Origin of the sequence: Maribacter antarcticus DSM 21422 (assembly GCF_000621125.1) — a bacterium.
GTDB classification, from domain to species: domain Bacteria; phylum Bacteroidota; class Bacteroidia; order Flavobacteriales; family Flavobacteriaceae; genus Maribacter; species Maribacter antarcticus.
The window spans coordinates 302,799-321,190 of the sequence record NZ_JHZC01000004.1 but is presented as its reverse complement, the minus strand read 5'-3'; the positions used below and the strand labels follow the sequence as shown (position 1 = coordinate 321,190).

The 18,392-nt window shown below is 38.3% G+C and carries 13 protein-coding genes and 2 pseudogenes; 5 read left to right on the top strand and 10 right to left on the bottom strand.

Annotated features, from left to right (window positions below):
• Positions 1 to 35: 35 nt before the first annotated feature.
• The 4 genes and pseudogenes from Q360_RS0101420 to Q360_RS21990 all read right to left on the bottom strand — a co-directional run bounded on the left by Q360_RS0101420 (position 36) and on the right by Q360_RS21990 (position 4,296).
• Entirely contained in the window at positions 36 to 1,280 is a 1,245-nt protein-coding gene (locus tag Q360_RS0101420) for a TolB family protein (RefSeq protein WP_027075494.1), read from the bottom strand.
• 334 nt (positions 1,281 to 1,614) lie between these two features.
• Complete coding sequence (locus Q360_RS25580; RefSeq protein ID WP_156949973.1) at positions 1,615 to 1,872, bottom strand: hypothetical protein; 258 nt, start codon at positions 1,870 to 1,872, stop codon at positions 1,615 to 1,617.
• 979 nt (positions 1,873 to 2,851) lie between these two features.
• Positions 2,852 to 3,331: a Dps family protein gene (locus Q360_RS0101400; protein ID WP_027075490.1), complete on the bottom strand. Its 480-nt coding sequence runs from the start codon at positions 3,329 to 3,331 to the stop codon at positions 2,852 to 2,854.
• Between the two features lie 313 nt (positions 3,332 to 3,644).
• Positions 3,645 to 4,296, bottom strand: a pseudogene (locus Q360_RS21990) (redoxin domain-containing protein).
• A 1,083-nt stretch (positions 4,297 to 5,379) separates the two neighbouring features.
• On the opposite strand from Q360_RS21990, the gene Q360_RS21985 reads away from it, so the two are divergent.
• Both Q360_RS21985 and Q360_RS0101380 read left to right on the top strand, forming a co-directional pair.
• Positions 5,380 to 6,573: a PQQ-dependent sugar dehydrogenase gene (locus Q360_RS21985; protein ID WP_036194738.1), complete on the top strand. Its 1,194-nt coding sequence runs from the start codon at positions 5,380 to 5,382 to the stop codon at positions 6,571 to 6,573.
• Between the two features lie 580 nt (positions 6,574 to 7,153).
• Positions 7,154 to 8,704 carry a sulfatase-like hydrolase/transferase gene (locus Q360_RS0101380; protein ID WP_027075488.1) on the top strand — a complete coding sequence of 517 codons (1,551 nt, stop codon included), beginning with the start codon at positions 7,154 to 7,156 and terminating at the stop codon, positions 8,702 to 8,704.
• Positions 8,705 to 8,820: 116 nt separating this feature from the next.
• On the opposite strand, the gene Q360_RS21980 is transcribed toward Q360_RS0101380, so the two are convergent.
• Positions 8,821 to 9,153: a CBS domain-containing protein gene (locus Q360_RS21980; RefSeq protein WP_245603179.1), complete on the bottom strand. Its 333-nt coding sequence runs from the start codon at positions 9,151 to 9,153 to the stop codon at positions 8,821 to 8,823.
• A 354-nt stretch (positions 9,154 to 9,507) separates the two neighbouring features.
• On the opposite strand from Q360_RS21980, the gene Q360_RS25575 reads away from it, so the two are divergent.
• Positions 9,508 to 9,759 carry a hypothetical protein gene (locus Q360_RS25575; protein WP_156949972.1) on the top strand — a complete coding sequence of 84 codons (252 nt, stop codon included), beginning with the start codon at positions 9,508 to 9,510 and terminating at the stop codon, positions 9,757 to 9,759.
• Positions 9,760 to 9,906: 147 nt separating this feature from the next.
• Positions 9,907 to 10,422 (top strand): hypothetical protein, encoded by a 516-nt coding sequence (locus Q360_RS24320; protein ID WP_027075487.1) that lies wholly within the window; start codon positions 9,907 to 9,909, stop codon positions 10,420 to 10,422.
• A gap of 361 nt (positions 10,423 to 10,783) precedes the next feature.
• Here the strand turns inward: Q360_RS24320 and Q360_RS0101360 are convergent, their stop codons facing one another.
• Both Q360_RS0101360 and sbcD read right to left on the bottom strand, forming a co-directional pair.
• Positions 10,784 to 13,819 carry an AAA family ATPase gene (locus Q360_RS0101360; protein ID WP_027075486.1) on the bottom strand — a complete coding sequence of 1,012 codons (3,036 nt, stop codon included), beginning with the start codon at positions 13,817 to 13,819 and terminating at the stop codon, positions 10,784 to 10,786.
• A gap of 3 nt (positions 13,820 to 13,822) precedes the next feature.
• Positions 13,823 to 15,025: an exonuclease subunit SbcD gene (gene sbcD / locus Q360_RS0101355; RefSeq protein ID WP_027075485.1), complete on the bottom strand. Its 1,203-nt coding sequence runs from the start codon at positions 15,023 to 15,025 to the stop codon at positions 13,823 to 13,825.
• A gap of 299 nt (positions 15,026 to 15,324) precedes the next feature.
• Here sbcD and Q360_RS0101345 point away from each other — a divergent pair, with 299 nt between their 5' ends.
• Positions 15,325 to 15,567, top strand: coding sequence for a hypothetical protein (locus Q360_RS0101345; RefSeq protein WP_245603126.1), 243 nt, complete (start codon positions 15,325 to 15,327; stop codon positions 15,565 to 15,567).
• A gap of 170 nt (positions 15,568 to 15,737) precedes the next feature.
• Here Q360_RS0101345 and Q360_RS21970 read toward each other — a convergent pair whose 3' ends face one another.
• The 3 genes and pseudogenes from Q360_RS21970 to Q360_RS0101330 all read right to left on the bottom strand — a co-directional run bounded on the left by Q360_RS21970 (position 15,738) and on the right by Q360_RS0101330 (position 18,349).
• Positions 15,738 to 17,120, bottom strand: coding sequence for a transglutaminase-like domain-containing protein (locus tag Q360_RS21970; RefSeq protein ID WP_051554513.1), 1,383 nt, complete (start codon positions 17,118 to 17,120; stop codon positions 15,738 to 15,740).
• Between the two features lie 107 nt (positions 17,121 to 17,227).
• A pseudogene (locus tag Q360_RS24315) lies at positions 17,228 to 17,539 on the bottom strand (transglutaminase-like domain-containing protein); the annotation flags it as partial.
• A 330-nt stretch (positions 17,540 to 17,869) separates the two neighbouring features.
• Positions 17,870 to 18,349 carry a thioredoxin family protein gene (locus Q360_RS0101330; RefSeq protein WP_051554548.1) on the bottom strand — a complete coding sequence of 160 codons (480 nt, stop codon included), beginning with the start codon at positions 18,347 to 18,349 and terminating at the stop codon, positions 17,870 to 17,872.
• Positions 18,350 to 18,392: the final 43 nt, after the last annotated feature.

The following is an 18,392-nucleotide window of genomic DNA, read 5'->3' as shown; positions in this document are numbered from 1 at the left end:
GGGTGGGTATTCCTTGCGCTAAGATCAGTTTAGGTCTACTCGTCTTCAAATATGGAAGTTGAATATTTCGCTTGTTCGGCAGTATTCATAGCTTCTAATAAACGGAAATCGGTTTCGTTGGAATTCCTTTTTTCACCAACAAAGGTATACCCAATCTTGTGAGCAGATTTAGTTTTACTTCCGCGGTTGGAGACGACGTAGGCCATTCCTTTTTGAGGTGCCAACTGAAGGGCAAAATCATCTTTCGAACTATTGATAGAACTCCCCATGTTAATGGCCAAACCAAGACTATTACTGGCTACCTGAACGGAATACATATCCAAACCACCGTAGCCCTGATGCCCCTCTGAGGCAAAGACCAAGGTATTCCCTTCCATTACCTTGGGATACATATCATTACGCACAGTATTTACTTTTTTGCCTAAATTTTCGGCTACACCAATACTACCGTTACTCCCTAGACTAGATACATATATATCAAAATCACCAAAAGTACCTGGCATATTGGAAGCGAAGAAAAGACGCTTCCCATCTGGCGAAACGGCCGGGTGCACAGCTGAAAATTCATTCGGACATAGGGCGAGTTCCCGAATACTTTTCCACTCTCCCTGTTCCTTGTCTGCACGGTAAATTTTATGTACCAGTTCTTTTTTGGAAAATATTCCAGTGCTGGGCTTTACATATACCGTTCTGCTGTAATAAGCCGTGTTCCCGTCTTTGGTTAATGAAACTGGAGTTTCGTAGTCTAGTTTATTTTTGTCAGTTGTAGCATTTTTATAGTACATCTGCTCCTTCACAGCTAGTTTTTCCCTTTCAGGAACGAGATTCAAAGATTTAAATCTTTTCCGAAAAGATACTGAGCCCATTTTTGGGGAGGCTTGGGTCATATGATAATCAGCACGTACAAGCTCCGTCCAGTTTTCATCTGTTTCTTCTTCAGTACTGCCAATCCTACCAAGTTTCGAAACCGCATGGTCATAACGTTTCTGGTAAGAGGGTTCCAACACTCCATCATCACTTGAATCAATTAACCGATCATACCAAAAAAGTGCATGTTCGTAATTTTCAGATAGAAAGTGGGCATTACCTAAGTCTTGGTAGATTTCTTTTTCTGTATACCCCATGGATTTCATATCCTTGAAATTTTCCATTCGTTTTACGGTCGCATCCATTTTGTGTTTTTCTAAGGATACAAAGGCTGTTCGTTGCGCGTTTAATCCAATACAGCATAGCACTGTAAGGCATCCCATAGAGACTTTTTGATGTAAGGTATTCCTCATGATATTAAGATTTTGGGTTTAGACCTCAAAGTTGCGAAAAGGTCCATTCCGAATACTTAACAAAAATTCATAGGTTTTTGATGTTTTTACCGATTATCGATAAAAACTGAGGTGTTTTAAAAGAATACTACTGGGAAAGTTAAAAAGTAAGGGATAGAGATATGCTAGCCTTTTACAATTTCAAGAAACGGAAACCCACTACATTAATTGTGTTTTATTGGACAAACGGTAGTTATTTTGGGATGAAAAACAAAAACTTTTAAAGAAGAGTCATAGTATACTCTATGCCCTTAAGCGGTAGTTTATACCAACTATCAATACAGCCTTCATAAAATTATCTAACAAAACATATATGCTCTTCAATAAAAGTATGGACTAAGGTGATTACCGTTTCTTGCGCTATCGGTACTCCCCTAAACTCAGTAACTGCCTCTATTAATTTTTCTTCCATACCTAAACTAGCATACGCAGTACTCTCCAATTCACCTGCCATATCTATCAACACGTAGACCACTCGTTTTGGTTCTTTCCGTGTTACTCTTAGCACTAGTAGTGGCGTTTGTTCGGTAAATATGATTGCGCGGGTTATCAATCATTTTTAACATAGGGCAAGATGCTTTTGAATATATTGGAAATCCCAATTTAGACACCAAAGTAAACAATCAATTTGAAGTTGGTTTTAAAGAAAACTTACCCTTGTCAAATACCAACTCGGACGTGTTTAACTTTACAACTCCCTTTTATTATTACTTCTACGAAAACTATATCGTAGGCTTGATAGATAGAAATTAGACCAAAAAATTCCTGCCTACCGTAGCGCCTATGAAATTAAAAGGTTCTAAAATAGGAACAAAACCTACAAAACAGGATTTGAAATTACGCCAGGATAGATTTTTTGAACGACTTTAATTTTACTACATATTTAGCCTATGTATACCATAAAATCAAAACCTAAACGAATTACTCCCATTGGCACCTCTATTAACGAGACGCTTAACACCTGATTATGAAAAAGAAAAATTCTGGATAAACGCCAATTACACCTTGACTTCCAAGCAGGATAATATTTCGCCTCCATTCGAAGAGCAAGTAACACCTAGTTTTGGATTTACGTTTAGGCGTAATTCCCTTCAAAAATTTGACACTTGGTATCACTGCATTAAATATGTTTGATAAGACCTATATTGACCCCCTCAATTTTAACTTTAATAATCAGGCAGATTTTGGAAGGGTTTGCAGCAATGATACGGGACGTAATTTATCTACTTTTATGCAGTATGCGTTTTAATTAATAAAAGGGCGCGCGCGCCCTTTTATTTGATATTATGAATAGAATTAAGCAAAAACATAACTTTAGGACATTGAACCTTCTATCTTTTACTTTCAAATTAATTTCCTTAATACTAAGTAATTTCACCTTACTTAAAATAACTTAATACTTACAGCATTGAGCTTTTTAAATTTTTGGAATTTGATAGTATCATCAAATTCCTATTTACTAGGCATTATTAGAAATTGTTCGTGTGTTTTACCCATTTTATTTTTTAATAATCGTAAAACATATGACCAATCTAATCCTTGTAGGCAGATAACATCCATACCAATTTTTCTTGTTCCACTATATAATCGCCCATTTGGGAAACCGTACCCTCGTCATTGGCTTCTGCGGCAATGCTAAGGATTGCTCTTTCTTTTTTAAGTAGAATTGATAAGTTATCAAGAATAGCATCAACGGCTATATCTCCATCAACTACATTTTCTGTGGCTTTGATTTCTGAATGGTCCATATATTTTGAGAACGTGTGAATAGGAGTGCCACTTAATGTCAAAACCCGCTCCGCAATCTCATCCACCTTTATTAAAGCATCATTATAAAGCTCTTCAAATTTCAGATGTAGCTCAAAAAATTTCTTGCCTTTTATATTCCAATGAAATCCTCTGAGGTTCATGTAAAATAATTGATAATTGGACAGCAAATCATTTAAATGATTTGCTGTTTCCTTAATACTTTCCTTATTTAATCCAATATTAGATAGACTTGAATTTTCCATTTTATCTTATTTAAAATTAGTTACGTTATCACTAAGGTCAAATACCTTAATTTCCTTTATTTCGCTTGAAATAATACTAGATTCAGCTGCTCTTCAATAACTTAATTACAAAGATAGGTTTATCCGTAGAGATATCCTTATTAAAATACCAGAGCTTGCTCAACGGTATGTTAATAAGGCTATTATAGAATAATAATAGACCCCAACCATGTTTTAATTTTGTCGTCTTTGTTCCACGCCATGATATTTATCGCATTGGGTAAAGAATTTCATATTTTGTGGAATAAAAAATATATGCTTTCCGTTCCGATTTTTATGTCTCGGAACGGAAAGCATACATTTTAATAGATTTTTTTGCGAGATACCAATCCACTTTTTCAAGGGAATCACCTTCTAATCTCGCATTAAGCTCGTCCAATGTTTTAGGAGGTGAGACTATTACCTTATCTCCCCTTTTCCAGCCTAAAGGCGCAGCACCATTATACTTATCCGAAGTTTGCAAAGCATCTAAGGCTCTAAGTATCTCGTCCATATTCCTACCAAACATTTAATAGATAGTAGGACACCAACCGTATTTTTGTATTTGAATCAATAAAAATACTGCTCTTACGGCAGCTATCTTACTTTCATTAGGTTGCCGCATGCCGCATAATTTAGAGACTTTCATATCAAGGTTTGCAATGATTGGAAAATCGAAGTAAACCCCTGCATTTTCTGGTCCATTTTGTACCCAACCTAAATGGGCATGAACGTTATCGATGCTTAAATGCAATAATTCAGTATTCAACGCATCGAACTCATTTTTACGTGTGGCAAATCCACTCATTTCAGTCATACACACAGGCATAAAATCAGCAGGATATTAAAACGTCACTATCCATTTGTACTTTGTAAACTCAGACTTTTCAATTTTGCATTGGTAGTTAGCGCTTCAAAATCTGGTGCTTATATCTGATTCTTGGCATATTAATAATTTGTTCTTGTTCTAGATTTTAATTATCCATCATATTTTTTTCTTTTCGTTTTAAATACTTCGATAATATTAAACTATAATAAAGACCCTATCTGTAACAACGGTCACACTAGTTCCAATTTATAATTTTTTAACAATACAGATAGCTTAATCAGCCCAGTAGTCCAACAAACCGTATGACCGATGCTTCGCCTTAATTGTATTCCCCTTCTCTTAAATACACTATCATTTCTTCAAAAAAATAAACTTCAAATCTTTGAATTCAGTATACATTTCGGTTAAGGAAAAAGTATTTCCTCTTTTTTAGGGCCACCTGAGGGTTTACCTAATTGACTTTTGAAAAAGGTTCAGAAATCATAATACCATTTGGCTTCAAAAACTGCAGGAGATGTAAATGTGCCTTCGCCCTAATATCTAAAAGGATAGCTTCTCAAAAACCTCGAATTCTTAATTTTAGAAAAATGACTATTAAACTAAGAAGTACGGTTGGGAAAAGTCAAAAAAAAGACCCTCATTCCTGTGGGTTTTTTAAGCAACCTAAACGCAATAATAAAAATAATCTACATGAATAGTTTATAACTTAAGATTCATCATAATCTCATGCGTCCCGTTATCAATATTCCGTACGGCACTACTATTTGCAAACTCTTAGGTAAAGCCTATTTGCATTACTTTAAGGATTCCCTTGAGTTTCATCGATACCGGTAAGGACTCCTAGTACAGTAATATGGCCAAGGGCTTCGCATCAACATTCTTGCTCAAGATAAAATCATAGCCTCCGCTTAGGTAAGCATGTAAGTGGTGGTCCCCTACAAAGACATTGCTGTTTTGCTACGGCAAGCCCTCAGGTGATAGTATCCTGAGAACCTATAGCGACAGAAAGTAACTTACCCAGTTTAAGTATAGCATTGCGCCCACATTTGGCGTAAAACAGCGCTCGTGGTCCACTAAACTGCAGTCCTTACCGACACCATAGATGACGAGGCCTCATGTTTTCGCATCAAAGGAATTCGCATACTAGTTATAGTATACAATCTTAGCAGTTGTTGTGTATCTTCGTGAAAAATAAATGAGCATGAAAAAGAATAGCAATTTCTTACGTTTGGGCTTTGCAACTGCATTAGTCTTTACTATCCTATCCTGCAAACAAACCAATAAGGCTGAAACCGAAGTGGTAAAAGAAGAAGCAATCCTAGACAGTACCGATTTGGCGCTATTGGAACTCACTTTGCCTGATGGTTTTGAAATAAAAGTGTTCGCAAGAGGCGTAGATGGTGCACGGTCCATGGCCATGGGCGACAACGGAACCTTATTCGTTGGCACCAGAAATGAAAATACCGTATATGCTATACAGGATACCAATGGGGATTATGTGGCAGATAAGGTTATGGTCTTGGATACTATGCAAGTACCTAACGGTATAGCTGCAAGAAACGGGGATCTTTATGTGGCGCAAGTGGGCAGTTTATGGAAATATCCTGCTATTGAAGATAACTTAAAAGGCACCCCAATAAAGGAATTGGTTTATGACGATTATCCAACGGAATTTCATCACGGTTGGAAGTACATCGCCTTTGGTCCAGATGATAAATTATATGTTCCCGTAGGTGCACCCTGTAATATCTGTAACCGTACCGATGAGGATGAGCGTTTTGCAACGATTACCCGCATGGACCCAGATGGTAGCAATAGAGAAATTTATGCAAAGGGAGTTCGAAATAGTGTTGGTTTTACTTGGCATCCAGAATCTGGAGATATGTGGTTTACTGATAATGGCCGCGATATGCTAGGAGATGATATTCCACCTTGTGAATTAAATCACGTAACCGAGGCCGGTCAACACTTTGGCTATCCTTTTTGTCATGGCGGAATCATAAAGGACCCTGAGTTTGGGGATGAGCACCCATGTTCGGGCTTTGTTCCCCCCGCATTACAATTGGGAGCACACGTTGCCCCGTTAGCCATTAAGTTTTACACCGGTTCTATGTTCCCAAAAGAATACCAAGGAAAGGCATTTATAGCAGAACATGGTTCTTGGAATAGAAGCAAAAAAGTTGGATACCGCATTATGATGGTTAATGTGGAAAACGGAGAAGCTAGTGATAGCAAACCTTTTATTGATGGTTGGCTGAACGAAGAAGCGCAAGAAGCCTCTGGTAGGCCCGTAGATATACTTTGGCTAAAAGATGGGTCTATGTTGATATCAGATGATTATGGTGACGCTATTTACAGGGTTACCTACAGTGACACTGCTTTAGCCGCAAAGTAATAAACTAACTTTTAAAGTTTCTAGAAAGCAGCCCTTACGAGCTGCTTTTTTTATTTCAGATATGTGTGTTTATTTTCACTGCTGGTATTTGAAATAATAGCATGGATAAAATTACCCAACCTATTTTTATAGGGGACTGTTTCTATAAAAGTTCATTAAAAATTAGATTTTATTTCGAGGAGTTATTCTTAAAAAATCGGGTTTATAATTTTGAAAAATCAACTATGCAACTGAGAAGAACGGTTGGAAAAAGTCAGAAAAAAAGACCCTTATTCCTGAGGGTCTTTTAATTATATTATAATTGTTTATTTGTTATCCCCTTTAAAATCCTATCCGCACAAACAGTTCGTAGGTTCCGTTGTCTTGGTCGTTTATCTGTTTCTCCAGCACCGTTTCCTATGCATACTCAATCCTAAAACCTTGACTAATCCAAAACGTATCCTATTGTGCTCATCCAAATACAACGAGAACAACAGCTTAGAAACCGATAGCAATAAGAAATACCTTATCTCCTTGGTAATCGTCTGGAGAACATAGGGATAATGCTTATTTTGCAGGATAACCTTATAAATAGCTTACCATGATTCGTCTTAGCGGTTTCACCAGCATTCTCTTTCTACTGTCCTTGTGCCTACTTTCGTGTAAACAGAACCAAAAACCTTTGGCTATAGAAGCACCTACAAAACCCAATATCGTATTTCTGTATACAGACGATCAAACCTTTGCCTCGGTCCGTGCTTTGGGCCAAGATGAAATATATACGCCTAACCTAGACCATATGGTCAATTCCGGGACTTCATTTACGCACGCTTATAATATGGGCGGTTGGCACGGAGCGATTTGTGTTGCCTCTAGATCTATGATTATTTCAGGTGCTTATCTTTGGAACGCTAAAGAAAAAGAGACCTTATGGAACGCAAAGGACACCGTGGCACTGAAAGAAACATGGCCTAAATTATTGGAGCAACAAGGCTATGACACCTACATGACAGGGAAATGGCATGTACAAGCTCCTGCCGATGTTATTTTTTCCCGTACCGAACATATTCGTCCCGGTATGCCACCAGACCGAAGAGGTCAACTTTCTGCTGCCTTCAAAAAATGGGAGACAGAATCTGGCGACATGACCGATTGGAACGACTATCTACCCATGGAATATGCCCGTCCTACAGATGAGAATGATACTGAATGGTCACCCGCAGATACCCTACAAGGCGGTTTTTGGGAAGGCGGCACTCATTGGAGCGAAGTAGTGCGCAACGATGCCTTGGATTTCTTAAAAGAGGCTAATAATAAAGATAACCCCTTTTTTATGTACCTAGCTTTTAATGCGCCGCACGACCCTAGACAAGCACCTCAGCGATTTCTAGATATGTATCCCTTGGATTCCATTGCAGTGCCTGAAAGTTTTTTGCCGGAGTATCCTTGGAAAGATGCCATTGGAAATCAGCCCACCCTACGGGATGAGGCCCTAGCGCCTTATCCAAGAACGGAATATGCCGTTAAAAAACACCGTCAGGAATATTATGCCATTATCTCACACTTAGATGAGCAGATAGGAAAAATCCTAGATGCGCTTGAAGCCTCCGGTAAGATGGACAATACCTATATCTTTTTTGGAGCAGATCATGGACTTTCTGTTGGACAGCATGGGTTACTAGGGAAGCAAAGCTTGTTTGATCACAGTATACGCGTTCCCTTAATTGTTATGGGTCCGGATGTGCCCAAAGGACAACGCATAACCCAAGACATTTATCTTCAGGATATTATGGCGACCAGCCTAGATTTAGCAGATGTTAAAAAACCAGATTATGTACAGTTTGAAAGTTTTAAGAATCTATTGTCTGGAAAAAATACAAAAGGAAATTACAACGGAGTCTACGGTGCCTACATGAACTTGCAGCGAATGATACGGAAGGATGGCTTCAAATTGCTAGTATATCCGAAAATTGATAAAGTACTCTTGTTTGATATGAAGCAAGATCCAAATGAAATCAACGATTTGGCAACGCATCCAAAGTATAAAGAAAACGTAAGCTCCCTTTTTAAAGACCTTATGGAATTGCAAAAAACCATGAACGATTCACTCGACTTACAAGCAACGTACGAAAAAGTGGTAGGAATACCTTAAGAGGTAAACGATTATAATTGAGAAACAAGGATGCTTAAAAAGAAACGATATTAATTGCTAGCCTAATACTATAAAATTCCTTTTTAAGCATCCATATTTAATAACTGAAACTGGCTCTAATACTGCGCCAACAAATACGTAATCAAATCCGTCGTAGTAAAAACACCAACCAATTCATCATTCTCAACCACTGGAAGTGCATGAAATTCTTTCTTAGACAAAAATTCAGTAGCTTCTTGTATGGTCGTCTTTGAGGCAATAGAAATAATGTCCTTTGCCATTACTTGCTCAATAGAAAACATATTGTAAATAATACTGTCCACATCACGCTCATCCTCCCCAACAGCATCCGCAAAACTAATACGCATCAAATCAGTATAACTGAGCATACCTAATATCTTTTTTCTCGCTGTTATGGGTACGTGCCGAATTTTATTTTTTTTGAACAGTTATTCTGCATCCTGTAAATCATCCTTAATACTTAACGTAAGAACGTTTTTAGTCATTATTTCGGTAACTGGAACTCGTTTTTTCGTCTTGGTGCATTTTAAATTAATACTCTAAAATTACGGTTATTGCTGTTCAAAAAATGTGATAAATATCATCCTGTTGTTAGCGCCACATAAACCCATCCTAAAAGGGCAATATTCGAATGGGTATCCACAAAGAACTTTTAGGTTATAGGAATTTCTGTTATGGAAAAAAAATTGAAGTGCCAGCTCCAATACTACAGGTATAATAAAGTAAGTGATTACCGTTCCGCACTTATACAGGGTAAGTTTTTAGCATAAAAAGGAATCTGGGTGCCTGAATACCGTGTAGCATCCGGTTTAAATTGTGGTGGTCATGCTTTTGCAACAGACGGTTTTTTCATGGGCCCTATTTTGCAACAATTCAAAGAAAATCGCGAGGAGCTCATCCAATCTGTCTTTGAAGTATTGTCAGCTGCTCTAAAGAACAAAGAACGCACCTTGCCTGTCAACTACGCTCCCGTTAAAGCTAGGCGCTCAAGGAGGTGTTGGAACAGCAGAGGAGCACGAATTTCGTATCAATAAATATGGTGTGGATTCGATAGGCTGGGGTTCTACCTTTCTTTTAGTCCCTGAAGCTACTACAGTAGATAAGGGAACTTTAGAAAAATTAGTGCAAACACCAAAGAAGAGGATCTCTATTTAAGCAATACACCCCCTCTAGGAATCCCTTTGCATAGCCTTAAAGGCAATACCAAGGATGTAGAAAAGGCAAAACGCATTGCCAATGGGAAACCTGGTAGTACCTGCCCCAAGAAATTTGTGGCCCTTAACAAAGATTTTAAAGAAAAAGGGCTGTGCACCGCATCCAGACAATATCAAGCTGCCAAATTAAAAGAACTAGAATCTCAAGAGCTATCAAAATCGGAATTCGAGTACCAGTATAATAAGATTACCGAAAAATCGTGTACCTGTGTAGGATTGGTAACGGCAGCGCTATTGGCCTATAACTTGGATACCAAAGTAGAAGGTGATGGTGTTTCTATTTGCCCTGGGCCAAACATGGCCTATTTCTCCAAGATTACTTCCCTTGCAGATATGATTGATGATGTGAACGGCAGAACGAATGTTATGAGCCCTACGGATCGCCCCAATATGTTCGTAAAAGAATTACAAATCTATTTACAGTATTATAAAGAACAAATTGAGGAGCATAAAAGAAACCCCACGGAAAAGCGAAGAAAATAACTCATTATCTTTGGCAACAACCTCATGGAAGGTATTGCCTATTATGATAATTTATTTGTAGCAAACGAAGATAAATTTGAGCCAGCGCCCACCTGTATTTCAATACCATTGCACGAATCTCGAATCCTAATTAATTCGCTCGTACAGGAACTTTAAGTCATTGAGGAAATTCTCAACTCTTGAACAAAACAGTTAGCCAGTTACCATTTACTATTGAAGGAGCGCTGTTGTTTTTCAATGAACTTCTTGATGAAATATTGATAGAACAATCCGATTTAAATGCTCTAAGGTGCTTCTATTGAATGTATTCCAAAAGGTCTTCCTTAACCTAAATGATGACTTTTCAAAGATTAAGGCAAGGCTACTGCACCACACGAATCTGCGAATGTCCCAAACTACTTTTTTCCAACTGTACCTGTGTGGTAATGCGTTCTTTCAGTGCGCCTACATGGGAAATAACGCCAACGGAGCGGTCGCCTTCATTCTGCATTTTTTCCAAAATAGTTATGGCTTGATCTAGTGTTTCAGGATCTAGTGTTCCAAAACCTTCGTCTATAAAGAGGGATTCTATTTTTACGTTTCTAGATGCGATATCCGACAAAGCAAACGCCATTGCCAAACTGACCAAAAAGGTCTCTCCCCCAGAAAGGGTTTTGACCGACCTACGGGCGTTGCCCATATAGGTGTCAAATATCTTAAGCGTATCGCTCTTCTCTGCCTCAGCTGCGGTAGGAATGTCCAGCACGTAGCGATCCGTAAATTCAGATAGGCGTTTATTGGCATAACCGATAAGTTGTTCCAAAGTTAAATCCTGTACAAAATTAGAGAATTTATTCCCATAGGAATCCCCAATTAAATCGTTCATGGTCTTCCAAAGTAGCTGGTCTTTCTTTAGATTTTCCAATACCGTTTGCTCCTTGGTGTACCGCTCTCTGGTAATAGTATCATTCTCCAAAAGCTGTGAAATCTTCCCTATATTCTCCCCTAAAATCGACCATTGTTCTTCTTCCAAAACAAACTGTGCCTCCAAAGTTACTAAGTCAATCTCCAAATTATCATTTGCCAAGAGTGCTTCCAATTGCACTGTGCTTAGCTGTTTTTTTTCCATCAAGATAAGGTTAGCAAGGTCTAGTTCACTTTTCTTTGCACGGTACGCGGCGGCCGTTTCTTCGGCAAGCAATGCCGTTCTTAACTCCGTAATATGTTGTAAACCTTCTTTTTTCAATACAGCCATTAATTCTAAGTTTTGCAGCTTAAGTTGCTCATTACCAGTTTTTAAATCTGTCACAACTTCTGCTAATTGCTTATGTACGGCTTTTAGATTCGCAAAAGCATCTGAAATCAGATTACTTAATTTACTGGTTTCCGTATCAATGTTAGAACCAGTATATTGCTTTTTACGCGCCGCTTTAGCCTCCTCATATACCTTGCTATTTTTTTGCCAATCTAGTGATGCTTGCCGTATACTTTTTAAAACCTCATCTCCTAAAAACGCTCGTTTAGCGCTTTCTAGGTTACTGATTTTATGCCGTAAGCTCTTCCCTTTTTCAATTAGAGCAATTTCCGAATCCTTATAGTTCCATTGTATTTTATTTGCTAGGATTTTTAAAGCGCCTTCTAAGGTATCTGTTGCTGTTGTTTTTACCGCTATCACTTTCAAGATACGCTCACAATCCTTCACTATAAATTTAGTGTTCGATTCTAAAGTAACTTTACTATTAGACTTTTCTTTTAGCAGCGCTTCTTTGGTTCGAAGCAGTTCCTTATTCATATCAAAATATGGCGCAGTAGTAGCATAAGGGTGATCTATAGCTCCACACAATGGACAGGGTTTATCTGTCACCAATTGCGTCCTATGCTCCGCTAAACTTAGATGTTTTTGTTGGTGTTCTAGGGTAGTTTTGAGCGCGCCTACTTCTTGCTCTAAAACAATAATATCAGAAACTATTTTACGAAGTGTTTCTTTATTTTTTTTTAATTTATTTTGATTGGTTACTAAAGTTTCTTTTTCCAAAACAATAAATACCTCGTGTTGATGCCAATCCTTTTTTAGATTCACCAGTTCTAGTGCTCTTTCTAGGCGTTTGCGTTCTATAACTAAGGTGTCATCCAATTCTTGTACCGAAACAACTCCCGCGGCGTCAATAATTTTTTGAATTACACCGTGCACCTCAACTACTAGGGTTATATGGTCTTCAACCGTTATAGCATCCGCTATAGAAAACCCTAGGTCTTCTAGCTTTTTAAAATCTACTAACACCTGATTTTGGTGCAGCTTAGAGACTTCAAGTGAAGAAGATTCAACGGCTTGTAATTGGGTGATATTTCGCCTAAACCATTCTAGTTTATCTATGATATCCTCCTGTTTTACTGTACTATTTACCAGTTTGGTTGTAGTTTCAATTGCTACTTTTAACTTTTGGTTCCATAGTATTTTAGATTCTTCCTTTTTACCCAGAAGTACTTCTGATTTTTCTACTTCCTTTTTCGCAAGGTCAAGACTGGCAAGGTATGGGGCATACTTGACTAATTGAGTGTGCTTTGCCAAGCTTAAATTATCAGCTTCAAAAGCGGTAAAAGACCCCCTAAGCTCATTTATATTTTTTTCTATCTTTTCTTTGTCTGTTAGGGCAGCATTTAGTTGTTTTCGTTTGTGAATTTTTTCTCGATGTGCTTCATATCTCTTAAGCACCAAAGGTTTGGAAATTTCCAAATCTTTTAATTCGGAAGATTTTTGTGTAATTTCCTCTTTAGATAAAAAAGAAATACCCTCCAATGTGGCATTCTTCATTTTTACTTTCTCCCTAATGGCAGCGAAACGTTGAAAAACCGCCATCCCAATATTTCGGTACGATTTTGCACCTGTTATATCTTCCAGTAATTTATTACGTTCGTTACGTGGTGCCTGCAATAATTTACTAAACTCACCCTGCGAAAGCACCATGGCCTTTACAAATTGCTCATAGCTCAACCGGATAATCTCCTGATTTTTATCGGGTGTTTTAGTACCCGTTTCCAAAATAGTTCCAGTAGCTACGTCTACCAATTCCTGTTTTCTATTGTTCAGATTATTATTTCGGTTCCGTTCAATGGACCAATGGCTGCGATAGGCTTTTCCGTTTACGGCATAGTCTACCTCAGCATAACAGCTAGACATGTTACGCGTCATAATACCACCATCATCTTCCAAAACGGTATTGGTAACAGGGCGATCTACACGGGCAATACGATTGTAAAGCGCCAAAGTAATAACATCCAACAAAGTGGATTTTCCAGAACCTGTAGGGCCAGTTATGGCAAAGAGTCCTGCTTCGGCCAAGATGCCGGATGCAAAATCAATTTCGTGTTCCCCTTTTAACGAATGGATATTTTGAAATCGTATTTTTAAAATCTTCATTTCCTACAAATTCAATTCTTGTAAAATATCTCTAAATGCCGCTTTAAGTTCCTCTGTATTTTCTAATTCTACCTGCAACTCCAATTTTTTTTCGAACATTTGCATAGGCGTTACATCGGCCACATCCGTACCCACAGCAAAGGCATCGCTTGCGCCACGTATTTTAGTGCTAAAACTAAGTCGGGACTTTACAATCTGTAAACGCGCATTAGGCTGTTCGCTAACAAAAGCTTCGAATGCTTGTCGCCTTTCCAGACTTTCGGTTTCCTCGTTTACGATAATTTCAGCAAGCGACAACAGGGGCGTTTCCTGATCATACCTTATCATTTGTTGCTGTACCTCCTCTAAACTGCCTTCAAAGGCCACTAAGTTCCTTGGTTTTGGAATCGGTACAATTTCTAAGCGCTGCAATTGATTATCTTTTAACGTTATCACATTTACCTGCTTCTCGTCTTCTTTTTCAGAAAAACTAAGCGAAATTGGCGAACCGCAATAATGGATGTGTTCCTCTTCCGATATGGCTTGTGGTTTATGAATATGACCTAATGCCACATAGTCTGGTATGCCTTGAAACATAGACGCCTCTACCCCAGCTTGATTCCCGATTTGAATATCACGTTCGCTTTCGGAAACGGAGCTACCCTGCACAAACAAATGCCCCATCACCACAAAAAAACCATCAGAGTAATGATTTTGATAATGGGTATTAATAGTGGAGAAATAGATTTGAAGGCCAGCTTTTATCTGTTCGATTTTTGTTGCGTAGGTTTCCCCAGCAACCGATTTTCGGATGTCACGATCTTTCAAAAAAGGAACAGCGGCCACTACCAATCGTTCTCCATTTTTTTCTACGTCAACAAACAGTTCTGATAGTGTTTCTGTGGCACCACCGATTACCGTAATATCAAACGCATTCAATAACTCCTTTGGTGCGTTCAGTACTGCTGCGGAGTCGTGATTACCTCCCGTGATGATGAGCTTACAATCCAGTTGCACCAATTGCCGCAAGACATCGTAATACTGCTTAAAGGCTGATTGTGATGGGTTAGCCTGATCAAAAATATCGCCCGAGACCAAGAGCACATCTATCACTTCGGTCTTTATATAAGGTATCAACCAATCAAAAAATAGATTTAGGTCATCAGCCAAATCATATTTATGTAATTGCTTGCCTATATGCCAGTCCGAGGTATGTAGAATTTTCATGTATCGCAGTCCATTTTTATATCAAGCTATAATATTATGGATTTTTAGAGAAATAGATTGAGTTCCTGCTTTAAAAAAGAGTGTTCGTGCTAAAGCAAAACTAAATTTAAGGGAATCATCAATAAAAATGAATCCCAAATCCATAGGTGTTTTAACGCCAGGTTTGCCATAAATTTTCTTATATTTACTTATTAAGAGTCTGTGATGTAATAACTTGACTGATTTATTTCAAAACAGACCCCATTGGAATGGAATCGTTCCAAAAACATCAACTAATAAATTTAAATAAAATGAACCAAATGAAAGAATTGAAGCGTGTATTTTTGTTTATGATGGTATTCAGCTTTATTGCTGCAACATCATTGACCTCATGTAGAGAGCAGAAAAAAGCCGAAACTACGGAACAACAAGAAGAGCATCCAAAAAGTGAGGAACACCCAACGGAAGATGCTGCCGCGAAAGAAGAGCATCCTGCTGATGGAGATGAGCATCCACAAAGTGAAGAAAAAGATTCTGTTGGTGGTAATGAACATCCACAATAATTGATTTGCTTTAAGCCCTGTATAATACGTAAGTCTCTAATTTAGTTTATAGAGCTAGCGCAGGAATAAAATAAATCATAATGCCATGACTCGGGTGGGTCTTATGGCTAATATTTTTTCCTAGATTGGAAAAATTCAAATTAAAGAAACGAAGATTCAAACAAATATGGTTAGCGCAAACTGACTTTATTTTTTAAATCTTCGTTTTCTTTTTTCCTTTGAAATGTAAAAATCGTTTCTGGATAAAGAGCTTTGTTTCCCTGCTCCATGACCGGATAGGCCAAAAAGTTAATAGGTCCCGAACTTGGACCAGGTTCGAGTACCAAATCCCTTCCCTTAGTAAACTCGATTCTATTTGCCGGATGCCTGCCAAAATAATAGGTAGCCAAGGCCGAGTATTTATTTGCCTCACTAATATCTACAGGCCACCACTTTCCTTCAGCATAAAACTCTGCCCAGCAATGATAGCCAGAAATTCCGCCTTCATCACGATCGGAAGGTATAGATGCCCCAACAGCGAATCGCGATGGGATTCCAGCAGATCGCGCCAAGGAAATGAACAAGGAATGGAACTCCGTACAATTGCCTGTAAGCGCATCACAAGCATAAACCGCGTCTCCTGTGCCGTAGGTGCCGGATTTCATATAACGCATATTATCTATAATATAATCGTATAAGGCCCTGGTCTGCATTATGGTTCCTTCTTTACGCTTGCTCCCGATAATAGAATCTGAAAGTATCCGGAACCTATCGCCAATGGGCATCAATAAACTGGCGCCTAGATAATCATTGGGCGAGGTTTCGTCTTCATAAGCCTGTTTCTCTTGTCGCTGCACATCGTAAACAAGTTTTACAATTTTTCCGCTATGTTCTGGAGAAAAACGCATGTGTAACACCTTATTTTTATTGTGTTTATCCTCTAAGGTCTCATGGGCGACAGGAGCTTCCATGGAAACTAGTTCTATGGTTTGAAAACGGTCGGACTGGGGAACCGGAATCCACATTTTTGTGGAATCGCTCATTTCTGGCAAGGTAACTTCATAGCTGAATTCAAAACGGTCTTGTCCTTCCACTACACCTAACAAATCTTTAGATGCATCTTGCACGGGCAACTTGTACCATGTTTTATTATCGCGCTGTTTCCAAGTATAAAACGGCTTTCCGTTAAGTTTATGAAGCGTGGTCTCGGTAACGTTCATATTGCCCGGGTCTCCTTCCAAGAAAAAATCAACATCATAAACATCACCACTTACATCGGCAAGATCTACACATGCGAAATGGCGCCCTGGACCCAAGTTGGAAAGGTACTCAGTATGCACACGAACCAATTGAAGGCGGAGTTCCTTTCCGTCGGCATTCATATTAAAATAGCCACCATCTTCCTTTACTTTTTTGGCAATGTTCGCTTTTATACCTTCCTCTATATCGGCAGTTACTACTTTTGGACTTTGACTGCTTGCTAAGCTTTCTGGTGTATCTTTTTTCTTTTCGTTAGAATTACAGGCCATTAAAACCACCACCATCAACCCAAAAATGAACCTAGAATATTTCATGTATTTTGCTCCTTAAATGAAATTTCAATTTACGATAATTCCTAGGTTATACCAACTGCTGAAGCAGTTTAAGGTAATGGGGACACTGTTAAAAATTGAAACCTACATTAAACTTGCTTAATTTCTAATTTAGTACTAAGAACAGAAGACGCATCTTCTCGCACAGACCCTGAAACGGGCATGGTATTTTGGTAACTGACACTTGTGCATATGGGGAAGTCCATATGTGAGGTTCGTATCCCGTTACTAAGGTCATTCCCTATCCAACCAGCACCAGAAAGAAACACTTCAGTCCAGGCGTGAAGTTCATACGTAGGCATCTCCACATCTACATAAAAATAGCCGTTCACAAAACGAGCTACCATACCAGAGTGCCGTAACAATTGAATCTGCATCAAAGCCAAATCTCTACAAAAAGATTTTTTTAAATCGAAGGTTTAATCAGCTAGGTAAGGTTCACCTACCTCACGTATTTCTAAACTAAAATCTTGATGAATTTTAATACTCAACTCACTTAAAAAGCTAAGGAGACTCCCTTTTGTAGTCGTTACTAAATCATCATCATATACTCTTAAAGATTTACCTATGGATATAGTTTCCAAATACGCATATAATAGCTTCTTTAAATAAAATGATACCTAAAAAGCCAAAAGTTACTGGTATCCAATCGGTCAAAAATGCACTTGCTCAAGAATCCAAAAAACATATGAAGCGATTACCCTGTATTTACTCAGTAAGGATTAGTCAATTTATAAGGGTGTCTTCAAAACAGAAATCATTCGCTTAGGCGAGAGATATTCAAAATAGCGACCTGTAATTTGAAACGACTCATCCAACACCACTATAGCCGGTAGCGAAAAGGGAAATTTATCCCTTGAGGCCAGTAGCAATGGAATTTCATGTACAGGATTACGCTTTTTATGAACCTGTTTGTTTACAAAAATTTGACCATCAAAAGTAATAGCATCAGTAGTTTCTGCATCCATTTTTACGGCATAGTATTCGGTATTCAAAGTTTTGATAATTTGAGGGTCTTTATAGGCCGTTTCATCCATTTTTTTACAGTAAGCGCACCATTTGGCATAAAAATCGATATACACCTTTTTGGGCTTTACCACTAAGGAATCTTCCAATTGCTCAAAGCTTAACCAATTGATGGACCTATCTTGCGCGCATAGCTTTGTAAACACCATAAGCTGCGCAAGTACTAAGACCATATATTTTGACATATTCATCAATTTACTGTGCTAATTACGTAAAAAAGTCAAAATT

Excerpts from the sequence above, each read along its gene's own strand:
- Q360_RS21970 (WP_051554513.1), bottom strand. The coding sequence starts at position 17,120 with ATGAAATATTCTAGGTTCATTTTTGGGTTGATGGTGGTGGTTTTAATG.
- Q360_RS0101420 (WP_027075494.1), bottom strand. The coding sequence starts at position 1,280 with ATGAGGAATACCTTACATCAAAAAGTCTCTATGGGATGCCTTACAGTG.
- Q360_RS0101360 (WP_027075486.1), bottom strand. The coding sequence starts at position 13,819 with ATGAAGATTTTAAAAATACGATTTCAAAATATCCATTCGTTAAAAGGG.
- Q360_RS0101400 (WP_027075490.1), bottom strand. The coding sequence starts at position 3,331 with ATGGAAAATTCAAGTCTATCTAATATTGGATTAAATAAGGAAAGTATT.
- Q360_RS0101345 (WP_245603126.1), top strand. The coding sequence starts at position 15,325 with ATGAAAGAATTGAAGCGTGTATTTTTGTTTATGATGGTATTCAGCTTT.
- Q360_RS21985 (WP_036194738.1), top strand. The coding sequence starts at position 5,380 with ATGAAAAAGAATAGCAATTTCTTACGTTTGGGCTTTGCAACTGCATTA.
- sbcD (WP_027075485.1), bottom strand. The coding sequence starts at position 15,025 with ATGAAAATTCTACATACCTCGGACTGGCATATAGGCAAGCAATTACAT.
- Q360_RS0101380 (WP_027075488.1), top strand. The coding sequence starts at position 7,154 with ATGATTCGTCTTAGCGGTTTCACCAGCATTCTCTTTCTACTGTCCTTG.
- Q360_RS0101330 (WP_051554548.1), bottom strand. The coding sequence starts at position 18,349 with ATGTCAAAATATATGGTCTTAGTACTTGCGCAGCTTATGGTGTTTACA.